22 protein-coding genes are annotated in these 22,466 nt (G+C 49.2%); 6 read left to right on the forward strand and 16 right to left on the reverse strand.

The genetic code is table 11. The annotated features are described in order from the left end of the window. Nucleotides 1–240 precede the first annotated feature (240 nt). The 3 genes from CBE68_RS03865 to apbC all read right to left on the reverse strand — a co-directional run bounded on the left by CBE68_RS03865 (nt 241) and on the right by apbC (nt 2,472). The gene (locus CBE68_RS03865) at nt 241–720 is read right to left on the reverse strand and encodes an ATP-binding protein (RefSeq protein ID WP_087504746.1); all 480 of its coding nucleotides are present in this window, start codon (nt 718–720) and stop codon (nt 241–243) included. Then, a complete protein-coding gene (dcd, locus tag CBE68_RS03870) occupies nt 707–1,297 on the reverse strand; it encodes a dCTP deaminase (RefSeq protein WP_087504747.1) in 591 nt (196 codons plus the stop codon). Before dcd ends, CBE68_RS03865 begins: the two co-directional genes overlap by 14 nt. Nucleotides 1,298–1,395: 98 nt before the next feature. After that, nucleotides 1,396–2,472 (reverse strand): iron-sulfur cluster carrier protein ApbC, encoded by a 1,077-nt coding sequence (gene apbC / locus CBE68_RS03875; protein ID WP_087504748.1) that lies wholly within the window; start codon nt 2,470–2,472, stop codon nt 1,396–1,398. 250 nt (nt 2,473–2,722) lie between these two features. Between apbC and metG the strand changes: the two genes are divergently transcribed. From metG to CBE68_RS03895, 4 genes are all read left to right on the forward strand, one after another. After that, nucleotides 2,723–4,765 carry a methionine--tRNA ligase gene (gene metG / locus CBE68_RS03880; RefSeq protein WP_087504749.1) on the forward strand — a complete coding sequence of 681 codons (2,043 nt, stop codon included), beginning with the start codon at nt 2,723–2,725 and terminating at the stop codon, nt 4,763–4,765. Between the two features lie 16 nt (nt 4,766–4,781). Further along, a complete protein-coding gene (locus tag CBE68_RS03885; protein ID WP_087504750.1) occupies nt 4,782–5,684 on the forward strand; it encodes a 1,4-dihydroxy-2-naphthoate polyprenyltransferase in 903 nt (300 codons plus the stop codon). Nucleotides 5,685–5,757: 73 nt separating this feature from the next. After that, nucleotides 5,758–7,329, forward strand: a complete 1,572-nt coding sequence (locus tag CBE68_RS03890; RefSeq protein WP_087504751.1) for a SulP family inorganic anion transporter — start codon at nt 5,758–5,760, stop codon at nt 7,327–7,329. A 140-nt stretch (nt 7,330–7,469) separates the two neighbouring features. Further along, nucleotides 7,470–7,868 carry a hypothetical protein gene (locus tag CBE68_RS03895; protein ID WP_087504752.1) on the forward strand — a complete coding sequence of 133 codons (399 nt, stop codon included), beginning with the start codon at nt 7,470–7,472 and terminating at the stop codon, nt 7,866–7,868. Between the two features lie 27 nt (nt 7,869–7,895). Here CBE68_RS03895 and cobO read toward each other — a convergent pair whose 3' ends face one another. The 10 genes from cobO to CBE68_RS03945 all read right to left on the reverse strand — a co-directional run bounded on the left by cobO (nt 7,896) and on the right by CBE68_RS03945 (nt 16,670). Beyond that, nucleotides 7,896–8,495, reverse strand: coding sequence for a cob(I)yrinic acid a,c-diamide adenosyltransferase (gene cobO, locus CBE68_RS03900; RefSeq protein WP_087504753.1), 600 nt, complete (start codon nt 8,493–8,495; stop codon nt 7,896–7,898). Between the two features lie 49 nt (nt 8,496–8,544). Further along, complete coding sequence (locus tag CBE68_RS03905) at nt 8,545–9,537, reverse strand: FecCD family ABC transporter permease (RefSeq protein WP_143824481.1); 993 nt, start codon at nt 9,535–9,537, stop codon at nt 8,545–8,547. Beyond that, nucleotides 9,527–10,330, reverse strand: a complete 804-nt coding sequence (locus tag CBE68_RS03910) for an ABC transporter ATP-binding protein (protein ID WP_158100486.1) — start codon at nt 10,328–10,330, stop codon at nt 9,527–9,529. The genes CBE68_RS03905 and CBE68_RS03910 overlap by 11 nt, the downstream gene beginning before the upstream one ends. Nucleotides 10,331–10,617: 287 nt before the next feature. Next, nucleotides 10,618–10,944 (reverse strand): YbaB/EbfC family nucleoid-associated protein, encoded by a 327-nt coding sequence (locus tag CBE68_RS03915; protein ID WP_087504756.1) that lies wholly within the window; start codon nt 10,942–10,944, stop codon nt 10,618–10,620. A 54-nt stretch (nt 10,945–10,998) separates the two neighbouring features. Next, the gene (dnaX, locus tag CBE68_RS03920; protein ID WP_087504757.1) at nt 10,999–13,581 is read right to left on the reverse strand and encodes a DNA polymerase III subunit gamma/tau; all 2,583 of its coding nucleotides are present in this window, start codon (nt 13,579–13,581) and stop codon (nt 10,999–11,001) included. 17 nt (nt 13,582–13,598) lie between these two features. Continuing rightward, on the reverse strand, nt 13,599–14,141 hold the full coding sequence (apt, locus tag CBE68_RS03925) for an adenine phosphoribosyltransferase (RefSeq protein WP_087504758.1): 543 nt from the start codon (nt 14,139–14,141) through the stop codon (nt 13,599–13,601). Between the two features lie 157 nt (nt 14,142–14,298). Next, nucleotides 14,299–14,433, reverse strand: a complete 135-nt coding sequence (locus tag CBE68_RS18995) for a hypothetical protein (protein ID WP_087504759.1) — start codon at nt 14,431–14,433, stop codon at nt 14,299–14,301. A gap of 95 nt (nt 14,434–14,528) precedes the next feature. Further along, a complete protein-coding gene (locus tag CBE68_RS03935) occupies nt 14,529–15,296 on the reverse strand; it encodes an HvfC family RiPP maturation protein (RefSeq protein ID WP_087504760.1) in 768 nt (255 codons plus the stop codon). Beyond that, a complete protein-coding gene (locus tag CBE68_RS03940) occupies nt 15,293–16,147 on the reverse strand; it encodes an HvfB family MNIO-type RiPP peptide maturase (RefSeq protein ID WP_087504901.1) in 855 nt (284 codons plus the stop codon). Before CBE68_RS03940 ends, CBE68_RS03935 begins: the two co-directional genes overlap by 4 nt. 133 nt (nt 16,148–16,280) lie before the next feature. Further along, entirely contained in the window at nt 16,281–16,670 is a 390-nt protein-coding gene (locus tag CBE68_RS03945) for an HvfA family oxazolone/thioamide-modified RiPP metallophore (protein ID WP_087504761.1), read from the reverse strand. A 251-nt stretch (nt 16,671–16,921) separates the two neighbouring features. On the opposite strand from CBE68_RS03945, the gene CBE68_RS03950 reads away from it, so the two are divergent. Then, entirely contained in the window at nt 16,922–17,320 is a 399-nt protein-coding gene (locus tag CBE68_RS03950; RefSeq protein ID WP_087504762.1) for a hypothetical protein, read from the forward strand. On the opposite strand, the gene CBE68_RS03955 is transcribed toward CBE68_RS03950, so the two are convergent. Further along, nucleotides 17,312–19,150, reverse strand: coding sequence for a DUF885 domain-containing protein (locus CBE68_RS03955; RefSeq protein WP_087504763.1), 1,839 nt, complete (start codon nt 19,148–19,150; stop codon nt 17,312–17,314). The genes CBE68_RS03950 and CBE68_RS03955 overlap by 9 nt on opposite strands. A gap of 141 nt (nt 19,151–19,291) precedes the next feature. Here CBE68_RS03955 and CBE68_RS03960 point away from each other — a divergent pair, with 141 nt between their 5' ends. Beyond that, nucleotides 19,292–19,675 (forward strand): YchJ family protein, encoded by a 384-nt coding sequence (locus CBE68_RS03960; protein WP_158100487.1) that lies wholly within the window; start codon nt 19,292–19,294, stop codon nt 19,673–19,675. 64 nt (nt 19,676–19,739) lie between these two features. Here CBE68_RS03960 and fadD read toward each other — a convergent pair whose 3' ends face one another. Both fadD and CBE68_RS03970 read right to left on the reverse strand, forming a co-directional pair. Beyond that, complete coding sequence (fadD, locus tag CBE68_RS03965; RefSeq protein WP_087504765.1) at nt 19,740–21,410, reverse strand: long-chain-fatty-acid--CoA ligase FadD; 1,671 nt, start codon at nt 21,408–21,410, stop codon at nt 19,740–19,742. A 178-nt stretch (nt 21,411–21,588) separates the two neighbouring features. Next, the gene (locus CBE68_RS03970) at nt 21,589–22,461 is read right to left on the reverse strand and encodes an alpha/beta fold hydrolase (protein ID WP_087504766.1); all 873 of its coding nucleotides are present in this window, start codon (nt 22,459–22,461) and stop codon (nt 21,589–21,591) included. Between the last annotated feature and the right edge of the window lie 5 nt (nt 22,462–22,466).

Genomic DNA, 22,466 nt, shown 5'->3' on the forward strand with positions numbered 1-22,466 from the left:
TTTGCGCGCAAGTATACAGGAATTCAGGCAAAGAATGCCAAGCTTGTTTTGCTAAACAACGACATTCCTTTATTCGCGCGGGTTGTAAGGGATTAGTTACAGTTTTTCTGTACTGTTCCAGCGGTGTCTATACCGTTATCGCCATGCAATATGTAGCCATAACAAGCAATATTCAAGTGTATAGACTAGCTGGGATGCAAATATTCGCGTTGAAATAATGATTTTGAGTGTTTAGTCGATTTACCAGGGATTGAAAGGCTTGTCTTGGTCGGCTTCAAAATTCGCCGCCATTTGCTCAATGACGTCCAGCGTAACTTGATGCCGATTGGCTCTAGCACATTGCTGTTGTTGGCCAATATTGCGCGGGTCACCGACCAGTATTCGTTTAACTTGATAGCCTAAGGCTTGCGCTGCCCGTTGATATGGCAGGTATTCCCACGCCGCCATGTTGGTATTGTCGCAAATGACCAACGGATAGCCGGCTTGTAAGCCATCAATAAACTTGACCAAATTCAGGGCGTGATATTTCGGCAGCAACTCAGGCTGAAATACATACTTGGTGCCCTGTTGAAAATAATCATCGGTACTGCAAATGATCTGTTCGCTGCGATATTGCGCGGCGTGCTGCTGCCACCACTGACGAGCTAAACGCGATTTCCCAGAGCCGGGTAAGCCGCGCATGATGATGGCAAGTCGATGCGCTGGATTAGCGTTTTCCATCTTCGCTGATGCGACTGGCAACGGCGGATTGCTGATCGCGATATTTAGCATCAGCGCGTTTGTTGTAAGGACGCTCAGCAGCAAACTCTAATTGTTCGAAGTTAAGCGCGCCGATTTTCATTTTCGGTCGCAGCGCCAACGGTAACTTACCGCTGTTCATAAACTCCAACACGATGCGGCCAGACCAACCTGGGTCAATTCGATGCGCCGTAACATGAACCATAAGCCCTAAGCGAGCCAACGAAGAACGGCCATCAAGCCAACCAACAATATCTGCTGGTAATGTCACCGACTCATGGGTCACTGCCAATGCCAGCTCACCGGGATGAAGAAAGAATGCATCACCATCCTCAATGTAAATCTCATCGCTCATGACCGCATTGAGTGCCGCTTCCACTTCCTCACGTTGACCGCTGAGATCAATGTACGGCGCGGTGTGGTCTTGAAACACCCGAAAGGTATTACCGAGCCGAACATCGAGACTGACGCCACTAATCATTTCGCGCGCCGGTCGTGGCTCAATGGAAATTCTACCGCTTTCCAAGGCTTGTTCGATTTGGACGTCATTCAGTCTCATGGGGCTCTCAATCAATTATTACAGCTGTCAATTTTGCGCGTAGTGTATGCGCATGTCGCGCCAAGATCATCTACCGGCAGCAAAATTACTAATTTGGATCAATCATCGGAGATATCAATCGCCACCGGCTCTGGCTGTTCACTATTGCCAAGCCACAGCTGAAATGCCGTTGCAACGGCTGCGTGGCGGTAGCTTTGAGCCAGCAATGAATCTGGCTGGGCAACGACTGTTGGTGTACCTGCATCGACATCATCACCGATTTGCCGATCAAGAGGTAGCGCTCCGAGCAGCGGTACATCGTATAAGTCAGCGATCCGCTTGCCACCATCTTTACCAAACAAGTAATCATGATGACCACAGTTGGTACAGGCGTGAAAACTCATGTTTTCAATGACTCCGGCAACCGGCACATCAACTTTTTGATACATCGCTATGCCTTTGACCGCGTCGGCTAAAGCGATGGTTTGCGGTGTGGTAACAATCACCGCCGCAGATACTGGCACCACTTGCGCCAGTGTTAATTGAATATCACCAGTACCGGGCGGCATGTCGACCACCAGATAGTCGACTTCCCCCCAGATGGTATCGCGGAGTAATTGTTGTAACACGCCTGCAGCCATTGGCCCACGCCACACCGTGGCGGTGTCCGCCGCCACCAAAAAACCAACGGAATTGACCACCAATCCATGAGCACTGATCGGGATCATCATTTTCTGGCCATCAGGCAATCCCGGCGTTTGCCCCTCGCAGCCAAGCATCAATGGTAATGAGGGGCCATAAATGTCGGCATCCAACAGTGCCACCTTGGCACCCTCTTGTTGCAGCGCCAAAGCCAAGTTAACCGCTGTGGTTGACTTACCCACCCCACCTTTACCGCTGGACACGGCAATAATGTGTTTAACCTTTTGCAGGCTTGGCAATCGCTCTCCAACCTTGGCATCAATATCATGGCTAATATCGAAATGAATGGTTTTTCCTGCTGCAAGGTGTTCGAGAGTTTGCTGGTCTTGGGCTGACAATCGCTGCCAAAGCCCTTGATTGGGGAACGGCATGACTAATTGCACGTCAATTGACGTTGACGTTTCGACGACCTCGATGGCCAAACAGAGTTCGGCCAGAGGCAGGCCCGACACAGGCTCCACAATTTGGATTAAAGCATTTTGAAAATCAGACATTTAATAGACCGTTTTGGCATCACAGGCGTGCTTGTGACAAATAACTGTGGCAAATAGTGGCACACTCGCTGTTGTTACGCCAAGCACAGCTGATGAGTTCAACACTGCGGCTCGGCGCCATCAATATGCCAAAACGGCGCAATTTCGCGGCAAATCAAATTTCAATTGCCCTGTTTCGGTGGAGTTACTAGCCTAACCTGAGTTACCATTCGCGTTCTTTCGTTAAACTCAAAATTAAGTCCCAATTCAGATGACAAACACCGTTCGCGACATTTTGGTCACTTCCGCGCTGCCGTATGCTAATGGCCCCATTCACTTAGGTCACATGTTGGAGTATATCCAGACTGATATCTGGGTTCGTTTCCAAAACCTCCGTGGTCACAATTGTACGTATGTTTGTGCCGACGACGCCCACGGCACACCGATTATGCTCAAAGCCCAGCAAATGGGTATCAGCCCAGAGCAGTTAATCGCTGAAACAGCCAAAGAGCATCAACAAGACTTCGCGGACTTTATGGTGGACTTTCACCATTACCACAGCACTCATAGTGACGAGAACCGCGAACTGGCTCAGGGAATCTATATTGCGCTGCGCGATGCCGGTCATATTAAGACCAAGACCATTAGTCAGCTGTTCGATCCCGAGAAACAAATGTTCCTCCCGGACCGCTTTGTTAAAGGCGAGTGTCCAAAGTGTGGTGCCGAAGACCAAAACGGCGATAACTGTGATAACTGTGGCGCAACCTATAGCCCAACTGATCTGAAAAATCCTGTGTCAGCGGTATCGGGTGCAACGCCAGAGCTACGTGACTCAGAGCACTACTTCTTTGACTTGCCAGCATTCGCTGACATGTTGCAGCAATGGACTCAATCGGGCCATTTGCAAAGCGAAATGTCCAACAAGCTTGCCGAGTGGTTTGAACAAGGCTTACAGCAATGGGATATCAGCCGCGATGCGCCCTACTTTGGTTTTGAGATCCCTGATGCGCCGGGCAAATACTTTTACGTTTGGCTTGATGCACCCATTGGTTATCTAGCCAGCTTTAAAGCCCTTTGTGATAAAACCGACGGTCTAAATTTTGATGACTATTGGGCGCCAAGCTCTAATGCTGAGGTGTACCACTTTATTGGCAAGGACATCATCTATTTCCATAGTTTGTTCTGGCCTGCGATGCTCGAAGGTGCTGGCTATCGCAAACCTAATGCGGTCTACGCCCATGGTTATGTCACCGTGAATGGCGCCAAGATGTCAAAATCACGGGGCACCTTTATTAAAGCCCGGACTTACCTTGACCACCTCAACCCTGAGTATCTGCGTTATTACTACGCCGCTAAGCTATCTAGTCGCATTGATGACTTGGATTTGAACTTAGAGGACTTTGCTCAGCGAGTGAACTCTGATTTAGTGGGTAAGGTAATTAATATTGCATCCCGATGTGCTGGTTTTATCACCAAGCGATTTGAAGGCAAGTTAAGTGACACCATTTTAGATACTGATTTAGCAGCAGAATTTACATCGGCAGGCGACAGCATTGCGAACTTGTATGAACAACGTGAGTTCGGTAAAGCGATTCGCGAAATCATGGCCTTGGCCGATAAAGCTAATGGCTATATTGCCGACATGGCGCCTTGGCAGTTGATCAAGGAAGAAGGTAAGCAAGAGTTGGCCCACCAAGTTTGCTCCATGGGTATCAACTTGTTCCGCATTTTGATGGTGTACTTGAAACCTGTATTGCCAGCAACAGCAGTTAACTCTGAAGCCTTCCTAAACGACACGTTGACATGGGACAGTCACAAGTCGTTATTAACTGGTCATGACATCAGCAAATTCAAAGCGCTGATGCAACGTGTTGAAATGGACAAAATCAATGCCATGGTCGAAGCATCAAAAGATAACTTGGTAGCGGCTGAACCCGCCAAGCAAGAACCAGTTGTGGAAGCAGCAACTGACTTTGATCCAATTGCTGATGAAATTCAGTTTGATGATTTCGCTAAGGTCGATTTGCGCGTTGCCAAAATTGTCAAAGCCGAACACGTCGAAGGTGCCAAGAAGCTTCTTAAACTGACCCTCGATATCGGCATTGAAAACCGTCAGGTTTTTGCCGGCATTAAATCAGCCTATGCCCCTGAAGAATTAGAAGGCCGCCTCACGGTGATGGTTGCTAACCTAGCGCCACGCAAGATGAAGTTTGGTATGTCTGAAGGTATGGTTTGCGCAGCAGGCCCTGGTGGCAAAGACATTTGGATTTTGAGTCCTGATAGTGGTGCTACCCCAGGCATGCGCATTTTCTAATTAGTCTTCTTAGTTTATGTCCAACAAATCAACGCCTGGTCAATTCAACGCATGGTTGCTCGCCATGCGACCCAAAACGCTACCGGCGGCAATCGCGCCTATTGCGGTTGCTGCGGCTATAGCTGTTAGCCATAGCGCGACACCAGATTACGACCTGATTGCTCTGGCCTTTGTTTGTGCGTTGGCGTTACAGGTGTTGGTGAACTTTGCCAACGATTACTTTGATGCCAAGTCTGGCGTTGATACCGCCGAACGCAAGGGCCCTATCCGTGCAACTCAATCTGGCTTGATCAGCGAGCGCGGTATGGTTATTGGCATCTGCTTGGCGACTCTGGTGAGTATCATTGCCGGTATACCGCTGATTGTCGCTGGCGGCCTGCCATTCGTATCTTTGGGAATACTTTGCATCCTCGCCGCTCTGGCCTATAGTGGCGGGCCATTGCCGCTCGCCAGTCATGGTCTTGGCGAAGTCACAGTATTTGTATTCTTTGGCTTAGTCGCAGTCGTTGGTGGTAGCTATTTGTTTACTGGTGAGTTACTTGACGTCGCCTGGTGGCAAGCATGTATCGTCGGGGCGCCCATTAGCGCAATTATGCTGGTGAACAACACTCGCGACATTGATACCGACCAACAAGCTAACAAGTTAACGTTGGCCGTTCGCTTAGGCCGCCGGCACAGTGAGCAATTGTTTAGCCTGTTGGTGATGACGCCAGCTATCGTTAGTTGCATCGCATGGGGTTTAGGTTTGGCGCCCTGGCACTGGCTAACAGCTGGCGCAGTGACTATGCCGTTGGCAATGCGACTAACTCGCTTGTTACACCAAAGTGACGCTGGTGAGTTAAATATTGTACTAGCCAAAACCGCACAATACTCGCTGATCACAGCGTTAGCATTCGCTGCTGCTATACTGATGGCCTGATCAATTTTTCCAATCTTGATCACAATCTGCTAGCATACGCGCCAAAATGTGACCCCCATCAATATTCGAAGCCATGTTATTTCAACTTGTTTTAAGGCATCAGGCGAACGCTAAATCGGACATTCTATCCGGCTTAACCGTCGCACTGGCGCTCGTTCCGGAAGCTGTTGCTTTCGCCTTTATCGCTGGCGTTCACCCGCTAGTGGGTTTGTATGCTGCCTTTATGGTCGGCTTGGTCACTGCAGTCTTCGGTGGCCGCCCAGGGATGATTTCTGGTGCAACTGGTGCCCTTGCAGTCGTTATGGTTGCGCTTGTTGCCCAGGCTGAACGTCAGTTTGGCGATGGTGCGGGTGTTCAGTACTTGTTCGCAGCGGTCATTCTCATGGGGTTCATTCAGTTTGCCGCTGGCGCATTGAAGCTGGGTAAGTTCATTCGTATTGTGCCACACCCAGTGATGCTAGGTTTCGTCAATGGACTCGCCATCGTAATTTTCCTCGCCCAATTACCTCAGCTGCAAAGCTTGACGCCAGAAGGCAAGTGGGGTTGGGTATCAGGTGATTGGCTGAGTGGCATGGCGATGTTCTGGATGGCCGGATTAATTGGCTTAACCATGTTGATTACTTGGGGCCTTCCAAAGCTCACCAAAGCCATTCCCTCTGCACTGGCCGCAATTGTCGTTTGTAGTTTGTTGGTAATCGGTCTTGATATTGATACCAAGCGCGTTGGTGACTTGGCATCGATTGCTGGTGGCTTGCCTGATTTCTCTGTACCGCTAGTTGCTTTCAACCTCGAAACCCTATTGTTCATCGCACCCTATTCAATCATTTTTGCCGCCATTGGATTGATTGAATCGCTGCTAACCCTCACCGTGATCGATGAAATGACCGAAACTCGTGGGCGCGGCAACAAAGAATGTATGGCTCAAGGCGCGGCGAACATCGTCACCGGTTTCTTTGGTGGCATGGGTGGCTGTGCCATGATTGGCCAGTCGATGATTAACGTCAATGCCGGTGGCCGAGGTCGGCTGTCTGGTATCGCCGCCGCCCTATTCCTGCTGTCGTTTATTCTGTTTGCCTCACCATTGATTGAACAAATTCCAATTGCCGCACTCACTGGTGTCATGTTCATGGTCGTTATTGGCACCTTCGAATGGTCAAGTTTCCGTATTATGCGCCGTATTCCTCGCCATGATGCGTTTGTACTGGTATTGGTGTCGGGTGTTACCGTAGTGACAGATTTGGCCGTCGCTGTTGTGGTTGGTGTTATCGTCTCAGCGCTGGTATTTGCTTGGGAGCATGCTAAGCATATTCGTGCTAGTACCTACACTGATAAACAGGGCTGGAAGGTCTACGAGTTGAGTGGTCCACTGTTCTTTAGCTCGGTGTCAGACTTTAAAGACTTGTTTGATCCAAAATCAGACCCTAGTGACGTCGTTATTGAGTTTAAGCATTCACGCGTTTGTGACCATTCCGCCATTGAAGCAATTGATACCGTGGCTGAACGCTACTCAGCTGCGGGCAAGACCTTGCATTTGCGCCACGTATCACCAGAGTGTCGGAAGTTACTTAAGCGCGCTGGTACCCTAGTAGAAGTTAACCTTCTCGAAGATCCCAACTACAAAGTTGCGGTGGACGAACTGGCATAATCGGCAACGGCCGATAACTTGAAGAAGCTCCCACAAGGGAGCTTTTTTGTTTAAGTCACTTGGCTCATTAGACCAGTATGTCGGCAAGCTTCCATACAATCTAACGACACCAAGATTGCAACAACCGACGGCGGAAGTTGATGAAGTTTGAAGCACACGGCCATTATAAAATTCATGTTGAATCGAATGTGCTCCATATCGACGGCAAAGGCCCTTTTAATAAAGAGTTGGTAACCGAATATACAGAGGCATTGGAAACTTGTGTCGCCGAGCTCGAAAGTCAAGGCGCTTGGTATCAACTTGTCGTTTTATACCAGCTATGCTTGATGACACCGGATTCCGAGAGCGTCTTTGTCAAATCACTCAAGGAGCGCAAATCAAGAGGTTTGATGGCATGTGCAGTGGTGCTTTCCAACCCACAAGGACAATCACTTATCACCGAACAGTTTGGTAAAGCTTACCTTGCCTCCGGCGTTGAGCATCAATTCTTCAATGATGTCGAGCAAGCAATGGCTTGGCTTAACGCTATTCGCCAATAGTGGCGCCGCTAATTGGCGCCATAGCCCCTACCAGTCAATTCCTTTTTGCACTTTAATACCCGAATCAAAGGCATGTTTGACCGATTGAACTTCACTGACGGTATCAGCCATTTCAATAATCCGACGATGGCAAGCCCGGCCTGTGATCACTACATGTTGATGTGCTGGTCGACTCTCAAGCGCGGCGATTACTTGTTCTAAATCGAGATACTTGTAGCTCAGCATGTAGGTCAACTCATCAAGCAGTACCACATCAATCGATGGATCGGACAGCCACTGCTGCGCTGCTTGCCAGGCAATCTCGGCATGTTTGATATCTTCTTCTCGGTTTTGAGTTTCCCAAGTAAAGCCAGATGCCATGACGTGAAAATCAACGCCGTGTTGCTGCAGCAAGTTACGTTCGCCACACTCCCATTGGCCCTTGATAAATTGCACCACTGCCGCGCTCATACCATGACCAACGGCGCGAGTAACCACGCCAAATCCAGCAGTCGACTTGCCTTTACCATTGCCGGTTATGACAAGCAACAACCCTTTGTCTTCCGTTGCAGCGGCAATCCGTGAATCGACCGTCTGTTTCAGCTTTTGCTGGCGTTTTTGATGGTTATCATTGCTATCTGTCGTCATTGCTATCCCGTGATTAAAACTAAGAAATTGTTTACTCATCGTGCAGAGCCTAGGCACGTTTCGCCCGACCCATCATGGCGAGAAAGAACACGCTACCAATGGCTGCAGTCACGACACCGATCGGTACTTCTTGATACGGCAACGTCGTTCTGGCGATAGCATCGACCAGCACTAGATAGCTGCCACCAATCAAAACGCACCCTAGAATTTGCAAGGTCGTGTTACTACCCAAGATGACGCGCACTAGATGGGGGATCATCAAACCGACAAAACCAATACCGCCACAAAAAGCCACGATAATTGCGGTCACCAAAGCGACCAGCGCCATCAGTATCAATCGCAACCTTACTAATCGAATCCCCAAGGCATGGATAGCATCATCGTTCAATTGCACCGCATCGAGCAATCGCGCAGCAGCAAAACAAACAATAGTTGCCACCACTACCAACGGCGCGATCATCGCAACGGCGCGCCAATCGGCCGTAGCCAGTGAGCCCATAAGCCAAAACAACACCCGGTTGGCAGCATGTGGACTTTGCAAATAAAGCAGAAAGCTAGTGATTGCAGTGCACAAAAACGACATCGCAACCCCTGCCAACAGCATCCGCTCGATATATTGCCACCCTTGCCAATGCATCAGGGCGAAGACACTCAGAGCGACAGCCATTGCACCGGCGAAGGCGAGTACCTGAATGGCAATTTCTAGCCCAAGCCAGCTAGCGACGATGTGCCCTACCACCGCCCCCAAACCTGCTCCGGCAACGATCCCAAACAAATATGGATCGGCCAGTGGATTGCGGCTGATCCGCTGTAACACACTGCCACTGAGGGCTAAACCAGCACCGACAAAGAACGCCAACAGTACGCGAGGTAACCTAACCTCGGTCAAGATTAACCAGGACGTCGCGCCCATGGCGCTTTGGCCATTGGCTTGCAAAGACGCTATAACCTCTCTGAGATCCATGGTGCTGGCGCCAAACAAACTGGCACCAACTAGTATGATTAAGCTCACAGATACGAGCGCGACAACTTTATTGATCACATCCACGCTCCTGCTCAACGAAATTCATCCACAAAGCATCTGTAAATGGGTGCCGATCGACACGCACGGGGTGGTCAAACAAAGCCGTTAAATTAGTGCAGGTAAACACTTCTTCGACCGCACCAAAAGCCAATAAGCAGCCATGTTTGAGCATTAACAAATCATCGCAGAAGCGCGCCGCCATGTTGATGTCATGAACACTTGCGATCACTGAAATGTCCAGCTGTTTAATCCACTTCATCAAGGTCAGTTGATATTGCGAGTCAAGGTGGTTGGTTGGCTCATCGAGCAATAAGCATTGCGGTTTTTGCACCAAGGCTTTGGCAATAAGTGCTCGTTGCAACTCGCCGCCACTCAGCGTCGACAAGGGACGTTGTCGTTTGTCGGCGAGACCAACCTGATTAAGAATCGAGCTCATCAGATCATGATCTGCAGCGTTGTTGGCTTGAAACCAGCGCTTGTAAGGAATCAAGCCTGTGGCGATCAACTGTTCGACCGTCCAGCTTGGATCAACATCAGCTTGTTGCGTCACCACCGCCAATTTTCGGGCTCGCTCGCTGCTCGACCAACTCGCGATGTCTTTTCCCAGTAAAGACACCGAGCCGATTTCTGGAGTATAAAAACCGCTGAGACAACGAAGCAATGATGTTTTGCCTGCGCCATTAGGGCCAATAATGCCGGTAAATCGATGACTGGCAATTTTCGCGTTGATGTTTTTCAGAATCAGATTTTGGTCCTGACCCCAACTTACATTTTCAACGTCGAATGCATAATTTGCAGCGTGTCGTGACATAACTACTCTCGTGTCGCTGCAGGTTGAAAAGATGCCCCAAAAGCACCAAAAGCTCATCGTTGATGAACCAAGTGTTCCCGCTTGGACAATGAATACGGAGGATTTACCGAAGGCGATCTGACTGATTATCGCTGCCACATGGCTGGCCGATAAAACACAGTTGCGGGTACAGTTGTGGGTTTTCACCACATTCATTCTTCAGCGCTGAAATTTATACACTAGGGTCATGGCTACTAGCAATAAAAAAGGCCGCGAAGCGACCTTTTTTATTGAATGATGTGAACATCTTAGAATGGCATTTTCATACCTGGAGGCAATTGCATGCCGCCGGTGACATCAGCCATACGCTTCTTCGATTCATCTTCGACACGACGCGCAGCATCATTACAAGCGGCGGCTATCAAGTCTTCGAGCATATCTTTGTCATCTTCCATCAGGCTATCATCGATCTCAACACGGCGAACACCGTGGCTGCCGGTCATAGTAACCTTAACTAAGCCCGCACCAGCTTCGCCAGTGACTTCCAATTGAGCTATTTCTTCCTGGGCTTTTTGCATGCGCTCTTGCATCTGCTGCGCTTGCTTCATCATATTGCCCATTCCACCTTTAAACATATCAACTCTCGCTATTTGAAAACTTTACTATTGAAGACGCCAGTTAATGGCCTTTCAAATTGGCCTAATTGTATCTTGGTCAACGATGGCGTCAAAGGTATCTTGCAATTGTCTAACAATTGGATCGTTGGCAATCGTCTGCTCAGCTTCCATTTGTCGCTCCTCGGCCCTGCGGCCTTGCGCTTGCCGAGGTGTTTCCGCTTCAATACTTGCCTCGTGGACCACATCAATCACGGTACTAAGACCCACATAACTGTGGATCCGTTCAAGCAAAATATTGATATTGGCATCGCTGGCTAAGTGTTTCGCTTTAGTCGGAACGCGCAAGCAATAACCATCTGCAACTGGCTCTAACACACAATCCAAAGCCAATTGACGTTTCAAGGCATCAAACCCCAAAGTATCAATTAACTGTTCCCACCAACTTTTGACTTGTCCTTTGCCTGCTTCACCGGGTGCAGCAGTGACTTGAGGGCTATCTGGCTCAACCGCTTGTTGTGCTGATGCCGCGGCCGCTAAGGGCGCGTCACTGTCATATTGCTCATTAGACGGCTCAACCTGAGTGGCTTCTGGTTCAATCGGAGAATCGAATTCGCTAGCCGTATTGGCAGCGTCATCACTGACCTTGGCGGCTGGCTCGCCAGCCTCACTGATCTTGGCAGCGGCCTCATGGTTTGTTTCAGCGAGCGGCTGCGGCGATGTATCCTCATCCGCCGATAATTCAGCGGCTTCAGGCTTTTTTGCCGGGGTTGCCCCCCCAGTAGAACGGTCCGATTCGAGCTTTTTAATTTGACTGCGCAGTTGATTGCGGGCCGACAACATGGCACTGATGCCAGAAGGCGGCGCTTGCAAGTCATTGCCTGAATCCGTTGCACTCGAGGCTTCGGCGACAGTTTCAGGTTCTGGCTGCCGCGACACTGGAACTGAGCGTTGTGGTTGCTCAACCTCAGTTTGCTGCTCGTAACTTGGCGCCTCTGTTGGCGGATTAAACCCTTGGTCTTCAGCCATTTCCATGACATACGCCTGTTGAGCTTCCAGGTTGGCCAGATCGACCAACTCAGAACCAAACATATCGTCCGGCTGCGCTGAGTCGAGCGGCGCAGGATGCATAGGCCGTTGCTGGTCATCAACCGCAATATCTGAGTCAGAGGAAACCTCTGGTTCTATTTGGTTTTGTTGCTTAACAACATCATTTTCTAATGCCGGCGCGTGCAATGACTGTTCGTTCAAATCAGCCTGGCTGTCCGCCTCACCCTCTTCCAGAGTCGCCGTTTCATTGGCCACATGTGGCGGGACTTGTTCTTCAGCACTTTGCGATTCGGTTTTTGAAACTGGCATTGTTGCGGCGGATTCGCTGCTTTGATCGTCTTCGACTATATCCAATGCCGCAGGCACTGTCGCTGGCGCAGCAGATGGAGATGGTGCAACAGATTGCTCAGCAGCCACCGTATCGTTCGCTTCTTTTGGTCGCGCCTCCGAAGCCGAATTCGGCTCTGCGATCGGCTCGACCGTCGGCGCCACCACGACCTGATGTTTGGGCAAATCAATTTGCTGCATCGGTCGGAACATTAGAATTCTAAGCAAAACCATTTCCAGACCACTGCGTCCATCAGGAGCAAACGGTAAATCTCGACGGCCTTGCAACAATATCTGATACGCCAGCTGTAATTGCTCAGGCGCCCAATGGTTTACTAAATCCTGCAGTAACTCGCGCTCCGGTTCATGATCAGCTATCGCTGAAGGCGCCAGCGCCGCCAGCGACGCTCGATGAACCAAACTTTGCAGCGAACTGAGTAGCTTGTCGTAATCTGGGGCAAAGCCTGCGACTACAGCGACCTGCTCCATTAGGGTCTCTGCGCTGCCAGCCATCAAACCATTGACTAGGGCTCGGACATAATCGCGGTCAATTAGGCCTAGCATTGCCGTCACTTGCGCATCTGACAGCTGTCCCTGACCATGAGCGATCGCTTGATCGGTGAGACTCAGCGCGTCACGCATACTACCTTGGGCAGCCCGTGCAATTTGTTCCACCGCCAGCATCTCGTATTCGATGTGTTCTTGGCCCAAAACGAATTGCAGCTGGCCGATAATTTGCTCGACCGTCATGGCCTTCAAGTTGAACTGCAAGCAACGCGACAATATCGTCACTGGCAGTTTTTGCGGATCGGTCGTTGCGAGCAGAAACTTAACGTGTGGAGGTGGTTCTTCAAGGGTTTTCAACAAGGCATTGAATGAGTGGCGAGATAACATGTGCACCTCGTCAATCAAATAAACCTTGTACTTACCTCGTGTTGGCCGGTATTGAACGTTATCAAGAATTTCGCGAGTGTCTTCAACCTTGGTACGAGATGCTGCATCGATTTCAATCAAATCGACGAAGCGACCTTGATCAATCTCTTGGCAAACACTGCAGACACCGCAAGGTTCAGCCGATTGGCCTTCCTCACAGTTTAAGCTCTTAGCTAAGATCCGCCCCAAAGTGGTTTTGCCGACACCGCGCGTGCCAGTCAAAAGGTATGCATGGTGCAACCGGCCGGATTCCATGGCATTAGTCAATGCCTGAACCACGTGCTGCTGCCCTACTACCTCAGAAAACTTAGCCGGCCGCCATTTACGGGCCAACACCTGATAACTCATGACTTATCCTTTAGTCGTTAATCGCCGTCAAATGCACACAAGTAATGGGACTTAACGCCAATTTTTGCCAATCGTTCGATACCACCCAAATCAGGTAGTGCGATAACAAATGCCGCTTCTGCTACCTCAGCACCGAGCTCTCGGGCCAAATGAGTGGTCGCTTCAATGGTGCCGCCAGTGGCCAACAAGTCATCGACCAGCAATACCTTATCGCCCGGCCCAACGGCACCTCGATGAATTTCTAAGGTGTCTTCACCATATTCAAGTTGATAGCTTTGACTAATGGTTTCACAAGGCAATTTACCTGGCTTGCGAACCGGAACAAAGCCCAATCCCAAGGCTAGAGCAACCGGCGCACCAAACAAAAAGCCCCGAGCTTCGGTACCAATGACTTTGGTGTAACCTTTATCTCGAAAAGGCTGGGCCAATAACTCAACGGATTGATGAAAGGCCGTTGGGTTTTCTAATAATGAGGTGACATCGCGAAAAAGAATGCCAGGTTTTGGATAATCGGGAATTGCGCGGATCGTCGCTTTGATAAAAGAATATTGTTCGCTCATCGCGTTACTGAACTTGCTCAAGCAGGAAAAAAATCAGTCGCCAATGGTGTCACAGATTGCCCCCATCGCCAAGCGACGCAATCCTAATTTGAGCGATGACCGATGTAAAAAAGGCGCTCCAATGAGCGCCCTTTCTGTGTGCTGTTCCGGCGAAAGATTAGCTCTGCCAGTCCCAGCCACCAATCACGCGAACCCAAGTAAGGGTTGCAACTAGCGTCGGCATTGCCAGTACAGCAACGAACGCCAAGAAGTATTTGAGGTTGTATGGATCTTTGTAGTTTTCGTCAGACATACCGAATTTCCAGCTAGTAAATAAGAATGCTTATAATTTTGAATGCGCATCCTACCTGAAGACCAACTGTTTGACTAGGGTATTACCACGATGAATTAAGGTTGCACGCGTTGTTTGACAATACCCCGCTGTCCCAACTCAACCAATATGTCGTTCAAGCCCGACTGCACTTGTTGTCTCGGGACTTGCGGCATCAGAGCCGTAAGCTGATCGCCCAACTCAGTTACCGAAATACCCGGTCCTTCACTGACAAACTGCAACAAACGAGCCGTTACTGCGTTGATTTCCAAAAACTTTACATCATCATCCATATTACGATAGACGACTAAAAAAACGCCTTGTTCAGTGGCTTGCTGTGGTTGAAAATCGGGTCTTATCTGGTGCACAGGGAATTGATATTGCAATACCCGCGCAGTGTCTGCGACTGCCAATGGCGTGTCAGCTGAGGGGACGCCTTCGGCAAGCGTTTTATGGAGCTGCGATGGACTACAAAATGCCACCTCAAACTCAATCCATTCGTAGTGGGCCAGTTCCACCAGAAATGCCGGATCATCGGCTTGTGGTTGTCGCTGTTGGATCAAGTAGTCTAAAAACTCTTCAGCAATATCAATAAAATATGGTGACTCTGATCGATGCTGGACCATAAAGTTACTGACTTCACGTTCTAGTTTGTCGTCGCCCCATAGTTTCCAAAGCACCGGAAACGCCTCTTCGACAAAGCCTTTAATATTGTTAAACACCAAGCGCCGATAAACTGCTAGGCGCCTGCTCTCAATCCCCTCCGGAGCAGGTTGGCCATCCGGATCTCGAATATGAGCGGCAAAGGCCCGTTGCTGTTGCTGATAGTCACCAGAATCAATCATGCTGGTTGTTTCCCATATGTCCCTTGCAATGATGGCATCTCCGACAATGCTTGCTGTTGATACTGTTTGATTTGACTGACTTCGGTGCACAGCTCCGGCAAAGGCGGAATATTGAAATCGCGTTCCAACAGCGTAGGAAAGACGCCGTGATGAGCATAAGCTTGTTGTAACAATTGCCACACGGGATCAATAACATCTGCGCCGTGGGTATCGACAATAAGATCGACATCCTCATTGTAATGGCCGGCTATATGGCCATACACAATGCGCTCTGAAGGAAGGCCTTTCAGATAACTCAAGGCATCGTAGCCATGGTTGATCGAATTGACGTAAATATTGTTTACATCAAGCAACAGACCGCAATCTGCTTGTTCTAGCACTGCATTGATAAAGGTCAGCTCGTCCAATTGCTGGCCGGGAGCAGCATAATAAGAGACGTTTTCCAGCACAAACCGACGTTCGGTAATATCCTGAACTTGCTTAATTCTGCTCACCACATGGTTAACCGCTTCTTCGGTAAAAGGAATCGGCATCAAATCGTACAAGTGACCATCAGCACTACAATAACTCAAATGTTCAGAATATATCTCGATATTGTGTTCATCGAGGAACCACTTGACCTGCTTAACAAAATCAACGTCTAACGGATCGAGACTGCCAATCGACAACGACAATCCATGGCATATGAAAGGGTATCGCTCGGTCAACGATTTAAATTTTTTGTTGAGCTTGCTACCAAATGGAATCCAGTTTTCTGGTGCAACTTCAAAGAAGTCAATGGCCGCAGGCTTGTCTGCAATCACCTCATCAAGCATGCGCCGCTTGAATCCCAAACCAGCTCCAGTTGGCATATTGAATTTAACCACCGCACCCTCTCTTTTTTTCTGCTGCTTGTAATAATATAGCCAGCATTTCGCTGGCTATATTTTATATGCTCCTACCCGACACTGAAGAGCTTACATCTGCCAAAGCACTGTTGGCGATTTACTTGCCGCCGCAAGCGCCTTCACCACAGCTGGCTTCTTTTTTGTCTTTGCCGCCACAAGAACCTTCACCACAGCTGGCTTCTTTCTTGTCTTTACCACCACAAGAACCTTCGCCACAGCTACCTTCTTTCTTGTCTTTACCGCCACAAGAGCCTTCACCACAGCTGGCTTCTTTCTTGTCTTTACCACCACAAGAACCTTCGCCACAGCTACCTTCTTTCTTGTCCTTACCACCACAAGAACCTTCCGGCGCCGCCACTTGATAGCCAGCAACCAGATCAGTCAGACCAAATGGTGAAGTTTCAGCCTGTGCTGGCATCATCATGACAGAACCGACAGCAACAGCACCTACGGCAGCAGCAACAGAAGTTTTGTTTAATTGTTTCATAACAGTACCTACGTTTATCTTTATGTTTAATATTGGCGCCAGCTGCATGTGCCGTTGCCTCTCCAGTTATCAAAGAAGACCCTAGCCACTAGAAAGAAATTTCACCAGCAACTAAAAAACTTCAAAATAATCTTAATCCGGGACAACAAAAGTTCAATTTCAACTGACTAGTTGGCGAGCAATTGATATGCGTCATAAGTCTAAAGATCACGTCTTTCTATACTCGGCGCGATTGGCTAAGGCGGGTAACAATGGTGACAAAACAACATTCAGCGCAACTTGAGCGCTTTAAAAAGACTCTAGAGAGCGAGCATCAACTGCTGATCGCTGACTTAGCGATGGCGTTGACTAGTATCGAAACAGAAACGAGCCGTAACGTGCTGGCAAACTTGAAGGCACTATCCTGCGACGAGCTTGTGGAATTGCTGGCCGATGAAGAATGCCCGGAGATTAATCGTACTCTAAAGCGCCTGCGGGCAGTCGACGCATCCCTGTGTCAAACCGAACTTGGCCTCTATGGATTTTGTGCAGATTGCGAGAAAGCAATCGAGTTAGATATGTTACAACGCGACGCGACACAGCAGCGATGCTATGCCTGCGATCAAATCCATCGCCACGTAAAAAAGAACAACAAGCGGATCTTACTCTGATCCGCCACTTTTCTGTGCCAGCCACAACTCAACCTGGTTACGCAACGTCGGCAAACTGACCGAGCCGTTGCGTAGCAAAACATCATGAAATTCACGAATATCAAACTGCGCTCCCAACTGTTGTTCGGCATCGCGTCTTAGCTGCAAGATGGTCTGCTCACCAAGCTTGTAGCTCACGGCCTGACCAGGCCAAGCCATATAACGTTCTACTTCAGCGACAATATCTGATTTTGCCAACGGCGAGCTATTGACCATGTATTGGATTGCCTGTTCGCGACTCCAGCCTTTATCGTGCAGGCCGGTATCGACGACTAATCGCATCGCCCGCAACAGCTCATCACTGAGTTTGCCGAAATAATCGTACGGATCATCAAACAACCCCATCTCAATGCCCAAGTATTCAGCATAAAGCGCCCACCCTTCTTCGAAGGCACCATTGCTTTGATAGTTTTGATAATCTGACAACACAGGTAGCGTCAACTTAGTGGCAATTTGGAAGTGGTGGCCCGGTGACGCTTCATGGAGTGACAAGGTCATCATGCCCCATTTCGGTTGTGCTCTTAAGTTATGAGTATTGATGTAAAAAATACCTGGTCGACTGCCATCACGGCTGCCCATCAAATAGCTGGCCCCGGCTTCATTCGCTGCTCGGTAAGCTGGTACTTGATGAATCTGGTAATCTTGCGCCGGCTGCGTAGCAAAGTAGTCATCCAAAAGAGGATTGATTCGTTGCTTAATTTGTTGGTAAGCCAAGACCAAATCGTTGCCATTGCTAAAGTACTGAGCATCATCGCTAGTCATCGCGGAAAATATTTCGGTTAAATCGCTACCTAGCCCTAGTCGTTCGCCAACCTGTCGCATCTCGCGATGAATGCGAGCGACTTCTGATAACCCCAACTGGTGGATTTGCTCGACAGAACGGCTGTCATCGGCAAATTCATTGACATATTGCTTGTACCACAAGCGGCCATTCGGCAGCCCCCAATAACCATCTGACGCTCGAGTGTGTGGCAGGTATTGTTGTTCTAAGTAATCCGCCAACAACTCAAGACCCGGGACAATATTGTCATCTATCGCTTGACTAAAACTCGCTTTGATTTGCTGGCGCTCGCTGGCATCCCATACTTCAGTGGTCAAAGCTAACGGCAAAGCGCCCCATAACGGGCTTTCTGACTTCGGCATCGCCAAAGTTCGGCGGATTTGTTCGATGGCGCGCAGCGCTAATACTTGCGGCAGTGTGACGTCACTGTCGATGCCTTCGTTCATGCGATCGATCGCTAAATCAACCCAGACTCTAAACGATTGGGCTCGAGCGAGGAAATCGTCGAAATCAGCAACCGTGTTAAACGGCTGTGCGGCTTTTCCCGAGGCGTACTGAATCAGTCCTGAATAGGGATTATTGAATTGATCAAGCGGCAAAAATCGCTCAGGGAAGGTTTCTGCCACCAAGTTGATTTGACGCTGACGGATAAATTCAGCCAATACCAACTGCTGCGATTGTGGCCAACAACTCGTGTTCATTTTCTGCGCCCGCTTCAATGATGACTCATTGAGTTGATGACGCTGCTCGAGCCAGCTATCGGATAAACCATCAGCGAAACGATCATTAAATCGATGATCGCCAATAGCGGTGGCCCACATCGGATAGAGAGCCTTGGTGCCTTCAAAGTAATCATCTAGCAACGGCTTAAGCACTTCGGGATCGCAAGTCCGACTGACATCAGTTGATGTGAAGGGTTGTTTAGCGCCTGTTGTTCCGGGCTTACCACAACCAACTAAAGACACTACGACTAACGCCAAACAACTCACCCGAGCAACAACGAACCCCATTCTACTATCCCATCTTGTGACCACTATTTAACGCGGCAATTGTACGCGGACACGTGACCGATAGCGACTATTGATAGTGCAATTGACATCCTGTTCAAGACTCTTATGCTGGGCTCAGATATCGTCCAACGAAGGATACGCGTGAAAATCAATCTGTGCCCTTGCGGCAGTAACCTCAAAACCAAGGATTGCTGTGCCGCTATTCATCTTTCAGCAAAGTTAGCCCGCCACCCTGAACAACTAATGCGCGCGCGTTACACCGCTCACGCCACCAAAAATGTGGCTTTCATCTTAGCTAGCTGGCACCCATCAACCCGTCCTGAAGATAGCGCCGCCATCCAACAATGGAATGATGAGTGTACATGGTTAGCACTGAACGTCGCGCAATCACGCAAACTAGGTAGTAAAGGCTTGGTTGAATTTGTCGCGCTCTATCGCCAAGGGGGCCAGCTAAAACAGCATCATGAAGTGGCGAACTTCAAGTTTGAAAAAGGTCAATGGTGGTATGTTGATCGGACCGACTAACTAAGCGGGGGAAATTGGCGCAGCCATCGCCTACTGCAGCTGCGCCAGAATGAAGCAATTACAGTTAATGCTCCTCGTGTTTGCGCAATTCCCGGCGGAGAATCTTGCCAACGTTTGATTTTGGCAACTCATCACGAAATTCCACTAACTTCGGTACTTTATAAGCCGTCAGATGTTTGCGGCAATGTTGAATTAATGCCGAATCAGTGAGTTTCGGATCTTTACGCACCACAAAGATTTTGACCGATTCGCCCGTCACTTCATTAGGGACACCGATCGCAGCACTTTCCACTACGCCCGGATGCATCGCAACGACATCTTCAATTTCATTTGGGAATACGTTGAAACCACTCACTAGAATCATGTCTTTTTTACGATCGACAATGAAGAAATAGCCCTGCTCATCGACCTTGGCAACATCACCGGTGCGAAGCCAACCGTCTTCGACAATGACTTCCGCTGTGGCGTCGTCCCTGCCCCAATAGCCTTGCATCACCTGTGGCCCTTTTACCCACAACTCTCCTGCTTCACCGGGACCGACATCGACGCCATCATCATTGACCAGTCTCATGTCGGTTGATGGCGCGGGTAAGCCGATACTGCCGTTGTAAGCGGTTTGGTTCATCGGTGACACCGTCACCAGTGGACAACACTCAGTTAAGCCATAGCCCTCGAGTAACACGGTACCCGTCACCTCATGCCACTTTTCTGCTACCGCTCGCTGCACCGCCGCACCACCACCAAGTGCTAATTTGTAATTACTGAAATCAAGGGCACGGAAATCTTCGTTGTTCAGTAACGCGTTAAATAAGGTGTTCACCCCTGTCATAATGGTAAACGGGTAGCGACTGAGCTCTTTGACAAACCCGGGAATATCGCGTGGATTGGTGATCAGCAGATTGGCGCAACCATATTTCATGAAGGTCAGACAATTCGCGGTCAGCGCAAAGATGTGATAGAGCGGCAACGCGGTCACCACAAATTCCTTGCCAGGATTAATCACTGGGCCAACGATAGCTGCCACTTGCTCGAGGTTGCCGACCATATTGCTATGACTCAACATAGCGCCTTTAGCAACACCGGTTGTACCGCCAGTGTATTGTAAAAATGCCAAATCATCAGGCGACATGTGAGGCTTCACGTAAGTTAAATGACGACCTTTGGCCAGCGCTTTGCGCATCGAGATAGCATCTGGCAAATCATATTTCGGCACCATCTTTTTGACGTACTGCACGACAAAATTAACCAAAGTCCTTTTCGCCGTTGCCAGCTGATCACCCAGCTTGGTCAGGATAACGTGTTTAACTGGCGTTTCTCGAACCACTTTTTCAAGGGTATGAGCAAAGTTAGAGACGATAACAATAGCTTTTGCCCCGGAGTCATTAAGCTGGTGTTTTAGTTCTCTAGGGGTGTACAGCGGGTTAACGTTGACAACTACTAGCCCTGCGCGCAAGACACCAAACAAGGCGATCGGATACTGCAACAAGTTGGGCATCATAATGGCGACACGGTCGCCTTTTTGTAGCTTCAACTCTTGTTGCAAGTAAGCAGCAAAAATTCGGCTCTGTTCTTCTAAACTGCGAAATGTCAGAGTCGCACCCATGTTGATGAATGCTGGCTGATCGGGGTATTTATGGACCGACTCCTCAAATATGTCGATCAACGAGGTGTAGTGTTCAGGGTCGATGAATTCGGGCACCCCTTCTGGATATTGCTCCAGCCAGGTCTTCTCCACGGCGCTCTCCTGCTTGTATAGTTTGTTATGTTTTTTATTGAGTGTAACTGCAAAGTCACTTGTTATATTGAACTTTGATGCATTTAGACTAGAGCTAACACTCTAACCATCAAATCGTGACACAAAATTCATAAATCACCTCAATTCACTTGTTCATCATGAGAGCTAGCGCATATTTTCAATCACTTGTTTGAATTGTGCCGGCGACAAATTGCTCAATTAATGAAGCGACATTTTTCGGTTGTGTCATATGGACATGATGACCGCCGGGAAGTTCCTCAACAGACAACCGCTGAAAGAAATCTCGACGCGACGCCAGCATTGATTTCACTTCTGGATAACCATCGGTTGCGACAATAATTTGCACTGGGCATGCGATCGCTTGCAACATTTCTTGGACCTGAGATTCCACCAGACGGGTAGCAGACAGCGCTTTAATCCGTCGATCATATGCCCATTGCACCCCCGAATCTGAAGTCCTTACGTTACGTTTGATGAGTAGCTCTACGAGCGTTGGATTGAGGTCATCTGACACCGCTAGCCTAGCAGCAACGGCTTGATGAATATCGTCATAATATTTAGCCGTTTGCTGCCGATTGCGCTTGCGGCTGAGTAATCCTTTACGAAGCATGGCGACCGCTTGCTCTGGTGCTGCAGACAGCGGCCCTGCGCCCTCAATCATCACCAAGTGGGACACTTTCTCGGGAAATGCTGCAGCAACCATGCTGTTGACCAAAGCCCCCATTGAATGGCCAACCAAAATCACTGGCTGATCAATTTGCACCAACACCTGATACAGCACATCAGCCCAATCAACAAAATGATAGTTTGCCGCGGATGGCAAGTGTTGCGACAAGCCGTGGCCGGGCCAGTCAAATGCCAGTACCGGATGATTCTGAATTCTTTTTGCCAATGGCAGTAATGAGTTGGCGTTATCGAGCCAGCCATGGGTGGCAACGATTAAAGGCCTTTGCGGCTCTTGGGATGGGGGGTTAATTTGCCAACCAGCCAGCTTAATACCAGCTAGTTGGCAATACCAATCTTGATACATAGTTG

It is taken from the genome of Neiella marina (genome assembly GCF_002165625.1).
GTDB lineage: Bacteria > Pseudomonadota > Gammaproteobacteria > Enterobacterales > Neiellaceae > Neiella > Neiella marina.